We start from the raw sequence: 20,967 nt of genomic DNA, 5'->3' as shown, positions 1-20,967 counted from the left end.
AAAGCACAAAAGGAAGTAATAAATAGAAATCATATCAATTCAAATTTAATCATTTTTCCTTGTCAGTGACACTAAAGCCTCCACGTGATACGTCTTTGAAAACATATTGTACGGTGTGACTGGTCCTATTGTATATTTTTCACTTAATATTTTTAAATCGCGTCCGAGTGTTGCTGGATTACATGAGATATACACGATTCTCTCTGGTTCCACTTGTAAAACCGTATCTAAAAATGTACGGTCGCACCCTTTCCTCGGTGGGTCGATAAATAATGCATCGATATGTTTTTCGTTTACAATCTCTTTAATTTTCTCTTCAGCTTTACCTAATACATACGTCGCATTTTTTATGTCGTTTAACTTTGCATTGTCTCTTGCGTCCTCGACTGCACTTTCGACGACTTCTACACCAATTACTTCATCCACTTTGTCTGCTAATAATTGACCGATCGTACCAATACCTGAATACGCATCGATGACGACGTCTGTTTTTGTTAGTGCAGCCCGTTCGATTGCTTCACTATACATCTTTTCTGTAATTTCATGATTTACTTGATAAAACGATAAGTCTTTCACTTTAAATTGTTTATTTAATAACTCATCCACTATATATGACTTACCGTATCGTACGACTGAGTTGTAACTCGTGACGAGATTTGTTCTTTCAGTGTGAATGTTTTGAATGACACTTGTAATTCTAGCGTCTTGAACGAGTTCATCGACTAATGGTTTAAATGTATATGATTTACCATTCGTAACAAACACGATTTGTATTTCACTGTCATCGTGATTAGAACGGATGATTAAGTGCCTTAAAAACCCAGTATGTTTCTCTTCATTGTAAATTGAAATGTCGTATTTTACTATCAGTTTTCTTAACACTTCGATGATCTCGTTATGACTTCTTTTTTGAATCATACAATGATCGATATCGACGACGTCTTTACCATTTTTTTGAAATTGACCGATAACCACTTTACCACGCTGTTCTCTCACTGCAAACGCTGTTTTATTTCGGTAATAATATAGTTCGTCAAGTTCAACTGTATCGTTCACTTCTATATCTTTAATATGACGTCTTAACGTATTTAAAACCGCTTCTTTTTTAAAGTCTCGTTCCTCGGTTTCATTCATATGTTGAACGTGGCATCCACCACAGATGTCATAATATTTACACGGTGGATTTACACGATTTTCACTTCTCGATAAAACATCTACTACTTTCCCCTGACTAAACTTATTACCAGTCTGAGTGAGTGTATATGTAATTGTTTCATTTCTTATAGCGCCATCTATAAACGCGAGGTGATTTTCTTTTACAACACCTCTACCGTCATGTGTATATCCTGACACTTTACTTTTATATGTATTGTCCATGTGATCCCCTGTTTTCTCTTTTAAAAATAGATGAAATTAATTATAATATTTATATTAAGATTTGGGAGGGTATGTTGTGAGAGCGAGTGGTTTGATGTTATGGGTTCTATTTGCATATATTCTTTTTACTGCATTTGAACTTGGCTTACCAGCAATCATTATGACTGGTGTCTCATTTTTTATTGCGTTAAATTTTACCCTCGTAAGAAATACGCATATTGAAGCATTTAACGAAAAACATAAAACGACGTTCGATGAAGAAATCGAGTCGATTAAAAATGAACAAAAAAACGAAGAATAACCAAAGCGGTTATTCTTTTTTAATTCTTACTTTAATGGCTTGTTGTAAATTTTTAAAATGTGCAGGTAACACACCACCGAGTTCTCCGTCTAAATTTAACTGTACTTCTTCGAAACTCGAGACATATAGCTCTCTTGATTTAAAGTATTTTACTTTATCGTGCTTTAAATGCTCCCCACGCATCGCAAGCGTTAAAACGTGTGCAAGCTCTGCTAAATTGACCTCTTCTAATATTAAAACCGAAAAATATCCGTCGTCTAACTCAGCATCTGGTACGAGTTGTTCAAATCCGCCAATCGAGTTTGTTAAACCGATTAAAAACAACATAACACGTCCTGTGTAAACATCATCATCGTGTTCAATTCGTATTGGGAATGATGTAATTTGCGGGATAAGTTCAATTCCTTTTACGTAATATGCAAGAGATCCGATAACTGCCTTTAAGCGACTCGGTGCTTCGTAAGACACCTCTGTAATCTTACCGCCCCCACCGATATTCATAAAGTATTTACCGTCCATGAGACCTAAATCTATCGCAAATGGTTCACCTTCAATAATATAGTCGAGCGCTTCAAAAATATCGCTCGGTATACCAAGCGCTCGTGTAAAATCATTTACTGTTCCCATTGGGATAATCCCAAATTCAGGTGGAGTCTCATGCTGAAGTAGACCGTTAATTACTTCGTTTACTGTCCCGTCACCACCAACCGCAATGACTAAATCAAACTCGAGTTCACATGCACGTTTTGCAGCAACAATCGCATCACCAATACCAGTCGTTCTATGTGCACTCGCAATGTACCCTGCACGCTCTAAACGTTCGAGAATTTGAGGAAGTTGTTGCTCAAACACTTCTCGCCCTGCCGTCGGATTATATATAATACGTGCTGTTTTCATAAGCTATCACCTACGCATATTTGATCGTACTAACAATATTTGCTCATGTTAATGAAAAATATTTTTAAATATGGTATTATCTAATCTAGATAATTGTATCATATATAATATAGACATTAAAAAATTACGAGGAGATTTGATGAAAAAACTAATTATTGTCCTACTTTCACTAGTATTTTTATTTTTATTATACTTAAATTTTTTACACGAAAATAAGAGTAACGTAGATAATAATAACAATACTAGTCAAGTAGAAAATTCCAGTAACAGCGATAACCAAAAAGATAAAAACGATCACACGAACAAAGAAGATGATGGAAAAGAAGAAGCTTCTACATCAGAAAATAATGTTTCAAGTGAACCACTTATATTTAATGAAGATGTCATCCAAGAAAAGTATGATGCAAACATTCAAAACAACGAACCGTTAACGGTCGATGTTGTATTACCGACGTATTATAGCGATGCATTCATGAACGATTTAAAAGAAGCATTTAACAATACGACGATTGAATTTAATCGTATCGATATCGATGTTAATTCTGGTCAACTTGCACAGTTAAACATTAATGACAGTGCTGATGTCGTTCTATTAAGCGCACTCCAAATTCAAGACTATAACGAAGAGGTCCTTCCAAGTCACGACTTACCGAACGTATTACGTATGTATATGTCGCTACTTGAAGCAAATAAGACAGCTGTCATTTTAAGTGAACCAAACGCACATGCACATGTTAACTTACAAAATGTATTAGAAGATGATCAAACATTTATGAGAGAGAACGATTACTTCTACGTTGATAATAGTAGAATAGAGCTCGATGACATGTTTGATTACGATCAAAACGTATTAACTCGTGAAGCAGAAAAAGAAGTTGCTAAAAACATTAGAGACTTCTTCCTACAATAATAAAAGACTTTGCACCTAAAGTTTAGGTGCAAAGTCTTTTTTAATATTATCTCTTATTAATTTCTTCTAAAAGAATCTTATTAACCATTTGTGGGTTTGCTTGTCCACGTGATTTTTTCATAATTTGTCCAACTAAGAATCCAATCGCACGGTCTTTACCATCTTTAAAGTCAGCGATTGATTGTGGGTTCTCATTAAGAACTTCTTCAACCATTTCACCAAGTACTGCTGGGTCTGAAATTTGCTCCATACCGAGCTTTTTAGCTGTTGCTTTAGCTTCTCCACCGTTTTTAATTAGTTCAGAGAATAATTTTTTCGCTTGTTTACCTGAAATTGTGCCGTCTTCAATAAGTCCGATCATTTCAGCTAAGTTTTTCGGTGTGATTTCTGTGTCGTGAAGTTCTACTTGTTGTTTGTTTAAGTACTCGTTCACACTAGTCATGATCCAATTTGATGCAAGTTTTGGATCAGCTTTATGAGTTTCGACCATCTCGTTAAAGAAGTCTGAGTGTTCTTTTGTGAGTGTTAAAATATCTGCATCATATTCTGGTAAACCGTACTCTTCTAAGTAACGTGTTTTTAACGCGTCTGGGAGTACTGGAATACTTACTTTAACAGATTCTCTCCATTCGTCACTAATTCTGACCGGACCTAAGTCTGGATCTCTAAAGTAACGATAGTCATCTGCAGTTTCTTTAACACGCATTAAAATAGTTTCGCCAGTTTTTTCGTCGAAACGTCTCGTTTCTTGTTTTATTTCTCCACCTGACATTAAGACTTGTTGTTGGCGTTTCTCTTCGAATTCTAAACCTTTACGTACGTGGTTAAATGAGTTTAAGTTCTTTAACTCTGTTTTCGTACCGAATTCATCTTGTCCGTATGGACGAATTGAGATGTTCGCATCCGCACGTAATGATCCTTCTTCCATTTTAACGTCAGAAACACCTGTATATTGGATAATCGATTTTAGTTTTTCTAAATATTTGTATGCCTCTTCAGGTGTACGAATATCTGGTTCAGATACGATTTCTACAAGTGCTGAACCATGACGGTTTAAGTCGACGAGTGAATGGTCGTCTTTATGGACTGATTTACCAGCATCCGCTTCTAAGTGTAGACGCGTGATACCGATTTTTTTCTTTTTACCATCCACTTCAATTTCGATATGTCCGTGCTGACCGATTGGTTCTTTATCCTGCGTAATTTGGTACGCACTCGGGTTATCTGGATAGAAGTAATGCTTTCTGTCAAATCGAGTAACAGATGGAATTTCCATATTTAAAGCAAGAGCTGCTTTCATTGCGTACTCGATTGCTGTTTTGTTAACGACTGGTAACGCACCAGGATGTGCAAGCTCCATAACAGAAAGGTTTGTATTTGGTTCTGCACCAAAGTGTGAAGGTGCACCTGAGAATACTTTTGATTTTGTATTTAACTCGACGTGTACTTCGAGTCCGATTACTGTTTCAAAATGCATTTATTTAACCTCCAATGTGAGATTTTTTAATTCATCGTGAAGATTAAATTGTTGTTCGAATTTATACGCAGCATTGTAAATCTTACTTTCTTCGTAGTGATTTCCAATGATTTGTAATCCGATTGGACGATTATCTTCAGTTAAGCCACACGGTACTGATAATGCTGGTAATCCTGTTAAGTTCGCTGGAATTGTTAAGACGTCTGTCATCCACACATTGTCGTCTGGTTTACCAAATTCATGTGCTGGTGCAGCTGTTGTTGGTGTTAAGATGAGATCGAATTTCGATAAAACTTCCGCAAATTCTTCCATTACTAAACGACGTACTTTTTGCGCTTGTTCGAAGTAATCTTCAAAATGACCTGCTTGTAACATATACGTACCTAAAATGATACGGCGTTTTACTTCGTCACCGAAACCTTCTCCACGTGTTTTCTTATATAAGTCTTCTAAGTTTTCTGCTTCAGCACGGTAACCGTAACGAATTCCGTCAAAGCGTGCTAAGTTAGAAAATGCTTCACTTGAACTTACGATTTCATAAATTGAAATGACTTTGTCTAAATGATCGATACTGACTTCTTCAACTTCAGCACCGAGTGATTTAAACGTTTCAACTGCTTTTTCAATGCTTTCACGTACTTCAGCGTTAACGTCTTCTGTCATTAATTCTTTAACGACTGCGATTTTCATACCCTTAATATCGTTATCGATGTTTGTTAAGAAATCCGCTTCTTTGTCCGCAGTTGTACCGTCAAACTCATCGAGTCCACTTAAAACGTTTAAAAGTATCGCATTATCTTTTACCGTCTTTGTAATTGGGCCAATTGTGTCAAATGATGAACCGAATGCAATGCCACCAAAGCGTGACACTCTTCCGTACGTTGGTTTCATACCAACGACACCGTTGAAGCTTGCGGGTTGACGAATAGATCCTCCAGTATCAGTACCGAGTGCTGCTGGCACAAATCCTGCTGCGACTGCTGCTGCAGAACCACCTGATGACCCACCTGGAACGAGCTTTGTACTCCAAGCGTTTGTCGTTTTCTTATAATAAGACGTTTCAGTTGTAGAACCCATCGCAAACTCGTCTAAGTTAATTTTACCGAGACTGACTGTTTCTGCGTCCTTTAACTTTTTAACGACAGTCGCGTCGTTGATTGGTGTAAAGTTTTCAAGCATTTTAGATGCTGCTGTTGTCGTAACACCTTTTGTTAAAATGTTGTCTTTAATACCAACTGGTAATCCAAATAGTTCACCTGTCATTTCATCTTTTGCTTGCAATTCATCAAGATGCTTTGCTTCTTTTAATGCGTCTTCTTTCGTTAATTTGATGAATGACTGAACGCTATTATCATGCGCTTCAATATGTTTATATAATCCTTCAACGACTTCTGAAGGTGTGAGTTCTTTTTGCTTAATTTTTGATACGATTTCTTCAACCGTTAAATGATGAATGTTAGTCACCAATGTCCCTCCTAGGAAATCATTTTTGGTACTTTAAATTGTCCGTCTTCTGTTGATTCTGAGTTTAATAACGCGTCTTCAATCGACACTTGATTGTTTGGATCGTCTTCACGTACGACGTCATAAATCTCTAACGCATGTGTTGCTGGTTCAACGTCAGATAAGTCCATGTTTTTTAAATCCTCTGCACGTTGTACGATGTCTGTAATAGACTCGGCATAACGCGTTGCTTCATCTTCAGTTAATGCAACTTTCGCAACGTCTGCCATCTTTAGTACTTCTTCTTTTGATACTGTTGGCATAAATATCCTCCTTTTTAAAACACGTATTATTTTATCAAAATATACGTTTCAATTCTATTGTTTGTTATTCTGTAATATAAAGTTCCGTATTCTCTTCACCGTCAGACGTAATAATCGAATACACTTTTGACTTATCTTGAATCTTTGCTTGAACTTTTGTGCCTTTAAAATGTTTTTCGACAAGTTCATACACGAATTGGCTTAAGCCGACCATTTCACCACGTGACTCGTATTCAAATGGTATTTCAATCGATAACTCGTCGAGTTTACCGTCACGAATCACACCACGTCCGACACTTGTAGAAAATGATTTAAAGTAACTTTCGAGTTCACGGTTAAATGCGCGGTATTCGCTGTTCACGTCTTCTGGTACTGATTCATTATTTGACGGTAGTAAAACGTTCTGTTCATCGATTGTTTCAAACTTAGGAATTTCTTTTGCACCTGGTTCAACAACCGCGTAGGATACGAAGTTACCAGGTATAATATCCGTTCCTTTTGATTGGATAAAGATCGCAAATACGACTTTTTTATCGACATAATCACTGTTTTCTCGAAGTCTCTCTAAAATTTCACGCGCCATATCTTCGCCCTCTTTTTGAACGACTTCTAAATCTAAATCTTTTTGATATGTCGTACCATACTGCTCTTTTTGATATAAGTACTCACTGTTCATTGCAAGACCGAACGTAATCCCTTCGAACGTCTGATTACCTTCTTCGTCAATTTTTAAGTAGTCTTGCTCAAGTATATGAGATAAGTAAAGTGGCGCGTTCTCTGCAAGTTTTTCTGGATCTTCTTCTCCGTTGTTTGATGGGTTTAACCCTAAGTTACTAAACGCACCTGTCCTTTTAAGTGTTGCCTCATCCATCTCATCGATTTGTTCTTTCGTATATTGACGTTTTAAATACTCTCGAGTCATTTTCTCAGACATAATTTGTCCTTCGCGAAACACGTATTCATCTGTTGGAAAGAATCTTTTCGACTGCTCAAAAAGGCCTTTTTCAAATGCTTCCATGTTATACGTTGAAACCATGTTAGAACTTGTTAACCCGCGTGCTGGAGAGAGTTCGTATGGTAAGACAGATTGGTAATAATCGCTTGAAATACTCTGTGTGACACTATCTTGTACATCTTCATTTCGTACAGTTTGAACGTTATTGTTATTTTCATCGTTATTTTCTGACGCATTCTCAACGTCGACAGACGTATTCGAACATGCCGTTAATATCGCTGTACCAAACAACGTACTCATTACAAGTTTTTTCATCTGCTATTCGCCCAACCTTTCGAGTAAATCCGCTTCACTCCATACAGTAATTTCTAACTCTCTCGCACGGTCTAATTTAGACCCCGCATCACTTCCAGCGACGACGACATCTGTGTTTTTAGACACACTACCTGTCACTTTCCCGCCATTTAACTCAATTTTTTCTTTCGCTTCCTTACGTGTTAACTCTTCGAGTTTACCTGTTAACACAAACGTCATCCCGTCAAACTGTGTACTCTCTTGCTCTTCAACCTCTTCAGTCATATTTAAACCTGCTGATTTTAGTTTTTCAATAAGGTGAATAAAATCATCGTTTGACGTATACGTTACAACAGAATCTGCGATTACTTCACCGATTTCAGGAACTTCCATCAACTCGTCTTTTTCAGCAGATAAAATATTATCCATCGTTATAAATCTCTCCGCAATTAAACGTGACGCCTTTTGGCCGAGAAAACGAATACCAAGACCAAATAATAACTTTTGAAGTGGTGCTTCTTTACTCGCTTCGATTGCGTTTAAGAGGTTCTCCGCTTTTTTATGTCCCACGCGGTCTAATTCTATAAGTTCCTCTTTTTTAAGCGTATATAGATCTGCGACGTCTGAAATAAGTTTTGCATCGTATAACTGATGGACAAATTTCTCACCGAGTCCGTCTATATTCATTGCCCCTCGAGATGCAAAGTGAATAATATCTTCTACGATTTGAGCCGGACATTTCGGGTTAATACAACGAATCGCTACTTCTTCGTCTAACTTGACCGCTTCATGACCACATGACGGGCACTGTGTCGGTGCTTTATACACTTCTTGATTTGTACGTTCTTCGTAAACGACACGCACAACTTCTGGGATAATATCTCCGGCTTTATGGATAATTACCGTGTCGTTAATACGAATATCTTTTTCCTCGATTAACTCATGATTATGAAGTGATGCACGTGCAACAGTCGTCCCAGCGACACGCACTGGTTCTAAAATTGCCGTCGGTGTAATGACACCTGTACGACCGACTGTCAGTTCAATGTCTATAATTTTCGTTTTTGCTTCTTCAGCTGGGAACTTATACGCAATTGCCCATTTTGGCGAGCGGACAGTATAACCAATCTCTTCTTGTAAGTCTATGTTATTCACTTTAATTACAATACCGTCGATTTCATACGGTAACTCATTACGGTGCTCTTGCCAGTAGTTGACGTATTCGATAACCCCGTCGATATCTTCTTTCACTGCGCGTTCTTTATTTGTTTTAAATCCTAACTTGTCTAACTGATCGAGTGCCTCACTTTGAGACGTGACCCCTAATATGTCCGCGCGTGGTGTCCCGTATAAAAATATAGATAAATTACGTTCACTCGTCAGTTTTGTATCGAGTTGACGTAAACTACCTGCTGCAGCGTTTCTTGGATTTTGGAATACTTGTTCATTATTTTCTTCGCGACGTTTATTTAACGTTTCAAATGCTTTTTTTGGCATATACGCTTCACCGCGTACTTCAAATTGTGCATTTAAATCTGTTGACAGAGGAATCGCTCGAATCGTTCTTAAGTTATCAGTAATATTTTCACCAACAGTACCGTCACCACGTGTGGCACCTTGGGAGAATTTACCGTCTTGATATAAAAGCGATACTGCAAGACCGTCGATTTTTAATTCACACATATACTCTACTTTTCCGACCGCGCGTTCTACTCTATCGTTAAATGCACGTAAATCTGCTTCGTTAAACGCATTAGATAAAGATAACATCGGCGTCTCATGTGTGACTTTTTCAAACTTATCAAGCACCACGCCTCCGACTCTAGAAGTTGGAGACGTGTCGCTTTTTAGCTCGGGATACTCTTCTTCAAGTTGAACTAATTCATGGAATAACTTGTCATACGTCTGATCCGGAATTGAAGGGTCATCTAAAACGTGGTATTCATAATTGTACTGCGTCAGAAGTTTTTCTAATTCTCGCATGCGTTTTTCCATTTGTTATCACTCTTTCTTTTCAATTGGTGCGAATTTCGCAAGTAAACGTTTCGGACCAACTTTTGAAAATACGATATCGAGCTCCTCACTGTCACCTGACCCGTTAATTGCTGTAATCATACCGTCACCAAACGTTTTGTGTGTCACTTTATCGCCAACGTTAAATGTTACACCACTATTATCTGTAAACACTTGGCTTTTACTACGTGGACGTTTTTTACTGCTACTACTACGTCCGTCGTAAACAGAAATGAGTGATTCACCTTCAACTAAATCTGCTGGTATTTCTGACCAGAATTGGCTTTCCATTGCGTTATTTGTGCGACCAAATATTGTACGTGACGTCGCACGTGAAATGATTAAGCGCTCCATCGCACGTGTGATCGCAACGTACATGAGTCTGCGCTCTTCTTCGAGTTCTTCTTCAGTATCCATCGATCTATATGAAGGAAATAGCCCTTCCTCAAGACCAACAATGAAAATCACTTTAAACTCGAGTCCTTTAGAGGCGTGGATTGTCATAAGTGTGACAGCATCTGTATCGTCAACACTATCTTGATCACTAACGAGTGCCATATCACTTAAGAAGTCAAAGAGCAGTTCGTCTCCAATCGTATGTGTTTCGTCAAATTCTTTCGTTACTGTTTTAAACTCTTCTAAGTTTTCTATTCGTGAATTACTTTCAAGTGTGTTTTCACGGATAAGCATATTTAAATATCCAGTGTCGTGGAGTATTTCATCGACTAAGTCTGTAATCGACATAAACTTAGACTTTTCTTTTAAGTTTTCAAGTACACTTAATAATTGTGCTAAGTTTTCAGCGTTTTTCTTTGATAGACCGATGAAATCCGCGTCTTTAATTGCGTCGTATATGCTCGAATTTAACGCGTTCGCGTGTTGCTTTAACGTGTCGATCGTCTTCGGTCCGATTCCACGCTTTGGTGTATTAATAATACGTTCCATTGCGATATCATCGTGGATATTTAAAACGACTTTCATATAACTCATTAAGTCTTTAATTTCTTTACGTTGATAGAACTTCATACCACCAACCATATTATATGGTAGGGATGATTTTACGAGTGCATCTTCGATTGCACGTGACTGTGAGTTTGCGCGGTATAATACAGCCATGTCGTTAAATCTGTATCCTTCATTTTTGAGTTTTTGAATCTGTTTAACGACACGCTGGCCTTCTTCTCGTTCGTTTTGAGAGACGATTGATGTAATTTTTTCACCTTTACCACGACTTGTCACTAAATTTTTCGGTACGCGGCTCGTATTGTTTTCGATGACGTTATTCGCTGCGTCTAATATACGCTGATGCGAGCGGTAGTTTTCTTCGAGTAAAATCGTCTTTACGTTATCGTAGTCTTTTTCGAAGTTTAAAATATTCATAATATCTGCACCGCGGAATTTGTAAATTGACTGATCGCTATCCCCAACGACGCAAATATTTTCATATTTTTGACTAAGCATATAGACGAGCTGATATTGTGCATGGTTCGTATCTTGATATTCATCGACATGAATATATTGAAATTTTGTTTGGTAATAATTTAAGATTGCTTCATCTTTTTGAAACAGTTGTATCGTCAGCATAATTAAATCGTCAAAATCTAGCGCACTGTTACGATATAAAATTTCTTGGTATGACGTATATATATCCGCATTTAGTTTTTCTCTAAAATCATATGCGTTTTCTTTCGCTTCTTTTTCAGTAATTAATGCGTTTTTAAAGTTTGAAATAGCATTTAAAAACTGGCGGGGTGGATATTGTTTTTGGTCTATATTCATCGATTTTAAAACATCTTTTACGACATTGAGCTGATCTGTCGTGTCTAAGATTGAAAAACTTCTATCGTAGCCGAGTTTATCGATATCTCGTCTTAAAATTCTAACGCACATCGCGTGGAACGTTGAAATCCACATTTTAGATGTGTCGTCGTCGATTAGTTTGTCGACACGCTCTTTCATTTCTTTCGCTGCTTTATTTGTAAATGTGATCGCTAAAATGTTATAGCTTGGCACATCTTTTTCTTCAATTAAATATGCGATACGATGCGTTAACACACGTGTTTTTCCACTTCCAGCTCCCGCCATAACGAGGACAGGGCCTTCTGTTGTCGTAATTGCTTCATATTGCGCTCGGTTCATTAAAGATAAATCCATTACTCTACCTCATTTGTCGTTTTTAATGCTTGAGTAAAGTCATCGTAAATTGAATTACCGACGACTAACGTATTTGCGAAAGGTTTTCTTTCTTTAAACTCTTCACGATTTTTAATACCACCACCGTAAATAAGATGGCTATTTTTAAGTTGTGAATGTATATGTTTTAACGTGTCTACGTCGATCAGTGTCCCGCTGCATTCGATGTATAAATACTTTGACTCATATAGCTTATCAATCATATTTACAAGGCTTGTGAGTGTTTCTTCATCTGGTAAATAGCACTCCGCCTTCTTAAACGCTTTACACTCTTCATTTAAAATTATATATGGCAATATCGAGACTTCGTCGTAATCGATAATATCGTGAAATTCTTGTAACGCTTCAACGAGTAGTCCGTTATGATACTTAATATTCGTCGTATTAAACACAACTGGGATGAAATAATGATCGAATCCACCGATGACAGATTCAGTGTTAGATATTTCAAGTGCGAGTGGAATACTAAAACGTCTCACGCGTGCGAGTAAATCTAAAACGTTGTCTTCAGTGACATTATCTGTTCCTCCGACGACGATTAAATCTGTTTTACTTTCAGCTAACCGTTCTAAATGCTCATCGCTAATCTCTTTCGCTGGATCTAACTTAAATATATGTTTTACGTCGCTTAACATTCGTTTCCTCCATAAAATCAATATTATAATTATAGCATTTTTTTACTATGCATTCTAAACGTACGATAGTCATCCACGAAAAAAACCTAGACAATGTCTAGGTTTATTCATCTAATCCGACGCGTTCAAATATACGGTCTACTGATTGTAAATAATGTCTATTATCAAACGCATCATCAATATCTTCTTGTGATAAATATTTCGTGATTTCTGCGTCGTTTTCTATTAACGGTTGTAGAGCTTGTTTACCCTCCCATGCTTCCATCGCACGTGGTTGAACGAGGTCATATGCTGCTTCACGTGATAGTCCTTTATCGATTAAACCGAGCATGACGCGCTGAGAGTTCACAAGTCCATATGACGCGTTAATATTTGCTTTCATATTGTCTTCAAAAACGACTAAGTTTTGAATAATATTTTTAAATCGATTTAACATATAATTTGTTAAAATCGTAACGTCTGGCAGCATAATACGCTCTGCACTTGAGTGAGAGATATCTCTTTCATGCCATAACGGTACATTTTCAAACGCTGGCGTCATATACCCACGAATAATTCTAGCGATCCCTGTAACGTTTTCTGAGCCAATCGGGTTACGTTTATGTGGCATCGCACTCGAACCTTTTTGTCCTTTTCTAAACGCTTCTTCAACTTCACGCACTTCACTACGTTGTAAATGACGGACTTCTACTGCCATCTTTTCAATAGATGTTGCGATTAACGCAAGTGTCGAAATATAAAATGCATGGCGGTCGCGCTGTAACGTTTGTGTCGATACACGTGCATAGTCTAAACCGAGATGTTTACACACGTACTCTTCAATTTCAGGTGGAATATTCGCAAAGTTGCCGACTGCTCCACTCATTTTACCAACTTCAATATCTTTTCTCGCATATTTAAAACGCTCTAAGTTGCGTTTCATCTCTTCATACCATAATGCAAGTTTAATACCGAACGATGTAGGCTCTGCATGAATACCATGTGTTCTACCCATCATTAACGTGTATTTATGTGCTTGCGCTTTATCTTTTAAGACGTCTAAAAATGCATTTAAATCTTTTTCGATAATTTCGTTTGCTTGTTTGATTAAGTACCCTTGTGCCGTATCGACGACGTCTGTTGACGTAAGACCGTAGTGGACCCACTTTTTCTCAGGCCCTAACGTTTCAGAGATTTGACGCGTAAACGCGACGACGTCGTGGCGTGTTTCTGCTTCAATTTCTTTAATTCGGTCGATGTCAATTTTAGCATTCGGACGAAGTTGTTTTACTTCATCCATTGGAATTTCTCCAAGCTCTGCCCAAGCTTCTGCTGCTAAAATTTCAACTTCTAACCATGCACGAAATTTGTTTTCTTCTGTCCAAATATTGGCCATTTCTTCTCTTGTATAACGAGGAATCATATGTTTATTTCTCCTTTTATCGTTAATCGATTAATTTACCTTCAAATACTATTTCTTGATGACTTACTTCAATCCCGTTTTCTGTTTCCTTAAAGACGGGCTTTTCTATACGTCTCACGGGCGTATATCCTTCGCTTCTCATTTGCTTTAACACAGATTCAATCGTATCGTTCTCTGTAACTTCAAACTTTTTCTTTTTTAATTGTTTTTTATTTTTCATTAGTACCGACTTCTTCTAAAATTTCTTCTACATCTTCAACGTCATATGACGCAACTTCACGATTTCGTACACCTTTTGTCCAGAATCCACCGTGAATAGATTTTGGCTCATATGACACGATAAATGCATTCGGATCAAGCTCGATTATCGTATTTATGAGTTTTTTCTCGTGGCGTCTCGGCGTTAAAATTTGCATCGTCGTACGTTCACCGTCACGTCCATAACTGTACCCGTGCGTAACACCGTAGCCAAGTTCTCTTAACTGCATCGGCAAATCTTTATCTTTTTCTGCAGTTATTGCATTGACGACTTGATATCCTAAAGCAAGCTTTTCTTCGATGCGGATACCGACGAGTATCCCTGTACCAAAACCAAACGCATATGCGAGTATGTTAATCGGCTTATCTAAGTTATCTAACACTAGACCAAGTCCGATAATATAAATGAGCGTTTCAAAAATACTCACTAACGCAGCGACGTACTTATATCCTTTTAACGTCGAAATCGTACGCATCGTTAAAAACGAGACGTAACATATGTTGATTAAAAAGATTGTAAGTACCATCAGCCATGCGTTTTCACTAATTAATTGTAACAATAATTACTCCTCCATGTATTTCGGTTTAAGGTATCGATGATACGGTTTGTCTCTTTTATGTTGACTCGTCTTATATAAATGAATGATACGATCAAACGCCGCTTCAGGTACTGTTTTACCTTCTAAAAAGTCATCGATATCTTTATAACTCACTTGAAGTGCATCTTCATCGCTTAACAGTGGGCGGTCGGATTCTAAATCTGCTGTAGGAACTTTTAAATATAAATGTTCTGGACAATTTAAATATTTTAAAATTTGTTGTCCTTGACGTTTGTTTAAACCAGTTAAAGGCATGACGTCTGCTGCGCCGTCACCAAACTTCGTATAAAATCCAGTTAACGCTTCTGCTGCGTGATCCGAACCGAGTACTACACCTTTACGGTCTGCTGCAATCGCATATTGTGCCTTCATGCGTTCACGTGCTTTTTCATTACCGATTACGAAGTCATTAATATGAAACGATGCATCGTTTAGTGCTTTTACACTCGCATCGACGGCATTTTTAATATTAATTGTGACGTCAAAATCTGGTTGTATATAAGTAATAGCGTCGTCGACGTCATTCATATCGAGCTGTGTACCGTACGGTAAACGCACACCGTAAAAATGAATCGTATGACCTTCTTCACGTAACTCTTCGACTGCCATTTGGGCGAGTTTCCCGAGTAATGTTGAGTCTTGACCGCCACTTATACCTAAGACGAAACTTTCAATAAAGTCGTGGTGGTATTTATAGTTTTTAAGAAAATCGATGATTTCACGTACTTCTCTCTCAGGGTTGATGTTTTCTTTAACATGTAACGCGTCTATAATTTCTCGCTGAATATTATGCATTAATATCACGCTCAGCAATCGATTCGATTAATGACTTTTTATCTTCCCATAATTGTAAGCTTAAATCGACTGGATAAATTTGTGGGTTTAATAGACGTCTATTTTCTTCCCATAATTCATCTAACGCTGCTTCACGTAATTGACTCATTTCTTCAATAGATGGTGACTCATATACGAGTTGTCCGTTGACAAAAATATCATGTAACTTTTTCACTGCTGTAAAGTTCTTAACGTATTTACGTTTAACTGTATGCACAGGGTCGAACATAAATAACGGTTCACTATAATCGATTTCCTCACCGACACGAGTAATATAATCACCTTCAGATTTTTTCGTCTCATTATTAATAATACGATACACTTCTTTTTTACCTGGTGTCGTCAACTTTTCGACGTTTCCTGAAATTTTCATACGGTCGACTAACTGGCCATTTTCGTCTTCAATTGCAGATAGTTTATATACTGCACCAAGCGCAGGTTGATCGTATGCAGTAATTAGTTTTGTACCAATACCGTAACTATCTACTTTAGCACCTTGCGTGAGTAACGACTGAATTGTGTATTCGTCGAGGTCATTAGATACGACGATTTTTGCATCTTTAAATCCAGCATCATCTAACATCTTTCTCGCTTTTTTAGATAAATACGCAATATCTCCAGAGTCTAAACGAATACCGATAAAGTTAATTTTGTCACCGTACTCTTTTGCGACACGAATCGCTGTTGGAACACCTGACTTTAACGTATCGAACGTATCGACTAAAAAGACGCAGTCTTTATGCGTATCTGCATATGCTTTAAATGCTGAATAGTCATCGCCAAACGTTTGAACGAGCGCATGGGCATGTGTACCTGTAGGCTTAATACCGAACTTTTTAGCCGCACGAACGTTTGACGTACCGTCAAATCCACCAATGACTGCAGCGCGTGCGCCCCAAATTGCCGCATCAAACTCTTGTGCACGACGTGTACCAAATTCCATCAGTTGGTCATCCGGAACGAGTTCACGAATACGGCTTGCTTTTGTTGCGATTAGTGTTTGGAAGTTAATGATATTTAAAATAGCCGTTTCGATCATTTGACACTCTGCAAGTGGTGCGTCTACTTGGAGTATCGGCTCGTTATTAAAACAAACGTCTCCTTCTTTAAACGCACGAATTGTACCTGTGAAACGAAACTCTTTTAAGTAGTCAATGAATGCTTCATCATAACCAAGTGTTTCTAAATACTCGATATCTGTTTTTGAGAATCTAAGATTTTTTATATAGTCGATAATACGCTCAAGTCCAGCAAATACAGCGTATCCATTTTTAAACGGCATCGTTCTAAAATATGCTTCAAACACTGCACGTTTATTATGAATATCTTTATCAAAATATGTCTTTGCCATATTGATTTGATACAAATCTGTGTGTAACATATAACTGTCGTCTTTAAACATCGTTTAACCCCTTACTTGAAGATGAATTTTTATTTTTTAATATTTTTAGATTACATACATTATATATGAATTGGCGGGTGAATTAAATGAGATTTACTAGTTTCAGAGCACGCTTCATCGTTTTATCTATCATCGTTTGTATTAGCGGGTTCTCTCAAGGTATGTTGCTCCCTTTAATATCGTTTATTTTTGAGTCGCGTGGCATTAGTGCGACGTTAAGTGGATTCCATACTGCTGGGTTATATCTCGGTGTGTTTATATCTAGTTTCTTAATAGAAGCACCGATGAGAAAATACGGATATCAAAAACTCATTGTATTCGGTGGACTATTTGTCGGTGTATCGTTGTTTTTATTCCCCATTTTAGATTCAATTATGTTTTGGTTTATATTACGCGTAATTATCGGAATTGCAGATAACGTATTACATATGTCAACACAAACGTGGCTAACGTCCACAACACCGCAACATAAAATCGGAAAAGTTATCGCGGTTTATGGTCTATTCTTCTCATTAGGATTTATGATTGGACCAAAAGTTGCCGACTTAGTCGTTTATGGGACTCATGTTCCGTTTGTTTTATCGAGTGTGATTACAATGCTTGCATGGCCGCTAATTTTCACATTAAAAGGTGCGAGTGAAGCAAAACCAGATAGTGATAACGTACCAATTACGTTATTATCGACGTTAACGAACTTTAAAACAGTTATCGTATACGGATGGGCAGCACTGATGTTCCCGATGTTATACGGATTTTATGAGAGTTCTTTAAACTCAAACTTCCCAGTATTTGCAATGCGAAATGGCTTTGAAATTAGCCAAGTGACTTGGATTTTACCGATGTTTAACTTAGGTGCGATTTTATTCCAACTTCCAATCGGTGCACTCGGAGATCGAATGGGGCGTGGCAAACTACTCACGTGGTTAGTCGCAATCGGAAGTATCGGATTTTTACTAATGGAACTCAATAAAGAATCATTTTTCATGCTGACAGCACTATTTTTAATGACAGGAGTTGCGTGTGGATCGATGTATAGTCTTGGACTTGGCTATTTAACAGATGTCATTCCACGTACACATATCGCTGCAGGGAACTTACTTATCAGTATTATATTTTCTATCGGAAGTATACTCGGACCAGTATTTGGTGGATCGTTAATCAGCTTATCAAATGGCACGTTATACTTCTCATTCTTTACAGCTGTAATGGTTCTCGTATTAATCGGAAACTTAATTTTCCGTTATCAACTCAAAAATAGAACGAATTTCTAATTCGTGATAAAATAAAATTAATTAGACAATAAATAAGGAGTTTATTCAATGACAGTAAAAGTTTTTGGACATAAAAACCCAGATACAGACACAATCACATCTGCGATCGTAGCAGCAATTATTGAACGTGAACTCGGTAAAGAAGCGACAGCTTACCGACTTGGAGATTTAAACAAAGAAACAGAATACGCGTTAAACTATTTTAATGTGGAAACACCTGAATTATTAGATTCAGTTCAAGAAAATGACGAAGTCATGCTCGTTGACCATAACGAATTTCAACAATCTGCTGACGGTATCGACAAAGCGACGATTTTAAGCGTCATTGATCACCACCGTGTAGCAAACTTTGAAACGAATGCACCACTCTACTTTAGAGCAGAGCCTGTCGGTTGTACGGCGACGATTTTAAATAAGATTTGTAAAGAAAACAATGTCACAGTAACAAAAGAAATGGCTGGTTTAATGATGTCAGCAATCATTTCTGATACGTTACTATTAAAATCACCAACGACGACTACTGAAGACGAAGAAGCACTTCACGAACTCGCAACAATCGCAGACGTGAACTATGAACATTACGGTTTAGAAATGTTAAAAGCAGGTGCTTCAACGAAAGATAAAAGTGCACAAGCACTTATCACTGGAGACGCGAAAACATTTGAAATGGGCGATAACAGCGTCAGAATCGCTCAAGTAAACGTCGTTGATTTAGATGAACTTTTCGAAAGAAAAGATGAACTCGTCGATGAAATCAAAAAAGAAAGCGACAGAGAAAAGTACGACCTATTCATTTTAGTCGTAACAGACATCTTAGCGTCAGACTCTAGAGTCATCGCAATCGGAGAAAACAACAAAGTAATTGAGCATGCATTTGACGTTGCACTAGATGACAACGAAGCGTTACTCACAGGTGTTGTTTCTCGTAAAAAACAAGTCGTTCCAAACATCGAAAAAGCATTCCAATCATTATATGAGTAAAAATAATATCATAACCTTCTAGTATTATAAAAATACTGGAAGGTTTTTATTTTGATTTCACTTTATATATTTAATATTAATTTTTCAATTAGTGTTTTATAATAAAAATAATTAGAAAACGGAGATGTTGCCTATGGAACACATTCATGTTGTAGTAGATGAAATTCTCTTTTATAGATACGAAATAACAGTAGAAGAAGGAAGCTATCCTATGACGACAACTATTCATTACAAACACCATAGAAAGTTATTTGAAGCGACATTTAGAACTTATCGCGGGATGTAACATGTATCTTCAATCATACAAAAAGGAAATTCATATAAACCATCTAATGTTATAGAAGACATTAAGTATATCGAGCCAAAAGTCCAGTGCTATGTCTATGAGTCAACCTGACGAAAAAGTAACTGTGTTCAGTAACTTTGACCCTACTGTAAAGGAGTTGTATTAAGATGGATATTAAATTCGAATATAAATATATCGAAAATACGCTCGTTAATATGTATATGACAATTGATGGAGTAAATTATTATACGAGTTTTTCTGAAAACACTGTTTCTAAAAATAAAATTGAAATCGTATATGACTTAGCTTTTAGAGATATTCCACAATATGAAGACGAAGAGTTTCAAAGTGTAGGTACATTTACGATTACGTTCGATATAAAAGAACACGATTTTATTATTGAATCGCACACTGAAATTGAGGAGGCGTCTGTCACGACGAATCGAAATTTAGAGAATGTATATTTTACGACAGATGGCGACGTCGTTATTTTCGTTCAAACAGATGCGAAACCTGAGATGAAATTGGATTTATACTAAATCATTCAATTAAAGTTCTAAATTTAAACAAATATATTTGAAAGGGTGTTTCAATATGAAAAGGGTTACAAAAATTTTTGTCCTAGCTCTAACAAGCTTTATTCTTATGAGTATCAAAAGCATAGGGGGTTCTGCATCTGAATATGATGCTACTGACAGCGATTTTCTTACGCCTAATGCACCTCCAAGTTGCTATCATAGCGGGTCGATATTAAATTCTGGTGATGACCGAGATTTAGTAACAATAAACTGCTCATCTATGGAAAGATGGCTAATCATTAGAAATCATGCAAGACTTACAAACAAAACAAGTACAGGAGTTTATAATTATGTTAGAACAGGTGGAAGTAATCAGGCCCTAAGAGATTTTAATTCAATGCCTGGTAAAACCATATATAGAGGTGATGGAATAATGACTAGAACATCAAATGGGCTTACTATTACATACTATCCACAATCATCTTCTGGTCAGGTGCCGACATTAGCGTTTCCTCATAATAAAAAAAGAACGGATAAAATACGCTATGAAAAGTAAACGTTATATAGTAGATGAAATTCTCTTTTATAGATACGAAAT

At 37.1% G+C, this 20,967-nt stretch carries 21 protein-coding genes; 7 read left to right on the top strand and 14 right to left on the bottom strand.

The window, feature by feature from the left end:
• Positions 1-45 precede the first annotated feature (45 nt).
• Positions 46-1,377, bottom strand: a complete 1,332-nt coding sequence (gene rlmD, locus HMPREF3177_RS07985) for a 23S rRNA (uracil(1939)-C(5))-methyltransferase RlmD (protein ID WP_070458536.1) — start codon at positions 1,375-1,377, stop codon at positions 46-48.
• Between the two features lie 76 nt (positions 1,378-1,453).
• Here rlmD and HMPREF3177_RS07980 point away from each other — a divergent pair, with 76 nt between their 5' ends.
• Complete coding sequence (locus HMPREF3177_RS07980; protein ID WP_068131008.1) at positions 1,454-1,678, top strand: hypothetical protein; 225 nt, start codon at positions 1,454-1,456, stop codon at positions 1,676-1,678.
• Positions 1,679-1,687: 9 nt separating this feature from the next.
• On the opposite strand, the gene HMPREF3177_RS07975 is transcribed toward HMPREF3177_RS07980, so the two are convergent.
• The gene (locus HMPREF3177_RS07975; RefSeq protein WP_070458533.1) at positions 1,688-2,575 is read right to left on the bottom strand and encodes a diacylglycerol kinase; all 888 of its coding nucleotides are present in this window, start codon (positions 2,573-2,575) and stop codon (positions 1,688-1,690) included.
• A 139-nt stretch (positions 2,576-2,714) separates the two neighbouring features.
• Between HMPREF3177_RS07975 and HMPREF3177_RS07970 the strand changes: the two genes are divergently transcribed.
• Entirely contained in the window at positions 2,715-3,485 is a 771-nt protein-coding gene (locus tag HMPREF3177_RS07970) for a hypothetical protein (protein ID WP_070458530.1), read from the top strand.
• A gap of 46 nt (positions 3,486-3,531) precedes the next feature.
• Here HMPREF3177_RS07970 and gatB read toward each other — a convergent pair whose 3' ends face one another.
• The 12 genes from gatB to HMPREF3177_RS07910 form a co-directional block, all read right to left on the bottom strand.
• Positions 3,532-4,962: an Asp-tRNA(Asn)/Glu-tRNA(Gln) amidotransferase subunit GatB gene (gatB, locus tag HMPREF3177_RS07965; protein ID WP_070458527.1), complete on the bottom strand. Its 1,431-nt coding sequence runs from the start codon at positions 4,960-4,962 to the stop codon at positions 3,532-3,534.
• A complete protein-coding gene (gene gatA / locus HMPREF3177_RS07960; RefSeq protein ID WP_070458524.1) occupies positions 4,963-6,426 on the bottom strand; it encodes an Asp-tRNA(Asn)/Glu-tRNA(Gln) amidotransferase subunit GatA in 1,464 nt (487 codons plus the stop codon).
• 11 nt (positions 6,427-6,437) lie between these two features.
• Complete coding sequence (gene gatC / locus HMPREF3177_RS07955) at positions 6,438-6,728, bottom strand: Asp-tRNA(Asn)/Glu-tRNA(Gln) amidotransferase subunit GatC (RefSeq protein ID WP_040928986.1); 291 nt, start codon at positions 6,726-6,728, stop codon at positions 6,438-6,440.
• A gap of 64 nt (positions 6,729-6,792) precedes the next feature.
• Positions 6,793-7,998, bottom strand: coding sequence for a CamS family sex pheromone protein (locus HMPREF3177_RS07950; protein WP_040928987.1), 1,206 nt, complete (start codon positions 7,996-7,998; stop codon positions 6,793-6,795).
• Between the two features lie 3 nt (positions 7,999-8,001).
• A complete protein-coding gene (ligA, locus tag HMPREF3177_RS07945) occupies positions 8,002-9,972 on the bottom strand; it encodes an NAD-dependent DNA ligase LigA (protein WP_070458521.1) in 1,971 nt (656 codons plus the stop codon).
• Positions 9,973-9,978: 6 nt separating this feature from the next.
• Complete coding sequence (pcrA, locus tag HMPREF3177_RS07940) at positions 9,979-12,144, bottom strand: DNA helicase PcrA (RefSeq protein WP_070458518.1); 2,166 nt, start codon at positions 12,142-12,144, stop codon at positions 9,979-9,981.
• Positions 12,144-12,818: a heptaprenylglyceryl phosphate synthase gene (locus HMPREF3177_RS07935; RefSeq protein ID WP_070458515.1), complete on the bottom strand. Its 675-nt coding sequence runs from the start codon at positions 12,816-12,818 to the stop codon at positions 12,144-12,146. Before HMPREF3177_RS07935 ends, pcrA begins: the two co-directional genes overlap by 1 nt.
• 103 nt (positions 12,819-12,921) lie before the next feature.
• A complete protein-coding gene (gene purB, locus HMPREF3177_RS07930) occupies positions 12,922-14,220 on the bottom strand; it encodes an adenylosuccinate lyase (RefSeq protein WP_070458510.1) in 1,299 nt (432 codons plus the stop codon).
• Between the two features lie 22 nt (positions 14,221-14,242).
• Positions 14,243-14,440 carry an NETI motif-containing protein gene (locus tag HMPREF3177_RS07925; protein ID WP_068131043.1) on the bottom strand — a complete coding sequence of 66 codons (198 nt, stop codon included), beginning with the start codon at positions 14,438-14,440 and terminating at the stop codon, positions 14,243-14,245.
• The gene (locus HMPREF3177_RS07920; RefSeq protein ID WP_068131072.1) at positions 14,430-15,005 is read right to left on the bottom strand and encodes a DUF2179 domain-containing protein; all 576 of its coding nucleotides are present in this window, start codon (positions 15,003-15,005) and stop codon (positions 14,430-14,432) included. Before HMPREF3177_RS07920 ends, HMPREF3177_RS07925 begins: the two co-directional genes overlap by 11 nt.
• 36 nt (positions 15,006-15,041) lie before the next feature.
• The gene (gene nadE, locus HMPREF3177_RS07915) at positions 15,042-15,872 is read right to left on the bottom strand and encodes an ammonia-dependent NAD(+) synthetase (RefSeq protein ID WP_070458508.1); all 831 of its coding nucleotides are present in this window, start codon (positions 15,870-15,872) and stop codon (positions 15,042-15,044) included.
• A complete protein-coding gene (locus tag HMPREF3177_RS07910; protein WP_070458505.1) occupies positions 15,865-17,313 on the bottom strand; it encodes a nicotinate phosphoribosyltransferase in 1,449 nt (482 codons plus the stop codon). Before HMPREF3177_RS07910 ends, nadE begins: the two co-directional genes overlap by 8 nt.
• 86 nt (positions 17,314-17,399) lie before the next feature.
• Here HMPREF3177_RS07910 and HMPREF3177_RS07905 point away from each other — a divergent pair, with 86 nt between their 5' ends.
• The 5 genes from HMPREF3177_RS07905 to HMPREF3177_RS07890 all read left to right on the top strand — a co-directional run bounded on the left by HMPREF3177_RS07905 (position 17,400) and on the right by HMPREF3177_RS07890 (position 20,925).
• On the top strand, positions 17,400-18,584 hold the full coding sequence (locus HMPREF3177_RS07905; protein WP_070458502.1) for an MFS transporter: 1,185 nt from the start codon (positions 17,400-17,402) through the stop codon (positions 18,582-18,584).
• A 48-nt stretch (positions 18,585-18,632) separates the two neighbouring features.
• Positions 18,633-19,565, top strand: a complete 933-nt coding sequence (locus HMPREF3177_RS07900; RefSeq protein ID WP_070458499.1) for a manganese-dependent inorganic pyrophosphatase — start codon at positions 18,633-18,635, stop codon at positions 19,563-19,565.
• Positions 19,566-19,698: 133 nt separating this feature from the next.
• Positions 19,699-19,851 (top strand): hypothetical protein, encoded by a 153-nt coding sequence (locus tag HMPREF3177_RS08560; protein WP_168161331.1) that lies wholly within the window; start codon positions 19,699-19,701, stop codon positions 19,849-19,851.
• A 167-nt stretch (positions 19,852-20,018) separates the two neighbouring features.
• Positions 20,019-20,390, top strand: coding sequence for a hypothetical protein (locus HMPREF3177_RS07895; RefSeq protein WP_070458495.1), 372 nt, complete (start codon positions 20,019-20,021; stop codon positions 20,388-20,390).
• A 106-nt stretch (positions 20,391-20,496) separates the two neighbouring features.
• Complete coding sequence (locus HMPREF3177_RS07890; protein WP_168161330.1) at positions 20,497-20,925, top strand: hypothetical protein; 429 nt, start codon at positions 20,497-20,499, stop codon at positions 20,923-20,925.
• The last annotated feature ends 42 nt before the right edge of the window (positions 20,926-20,967 follow it).

It is taken from the genome of Nosocomiicoccus sp. HMSC09A07, from assembly GCF_001808485.1.
Lineage (GTDB): Bacteria > Bacillota > Bacilli > Staphylococcales > Salinicoccaceae > Nosocomiicoccus > Nosocomiicoccus ampullae_A.
This window is presented reverse-complemented; position numbering and strand designations above follow the sequence as displayed.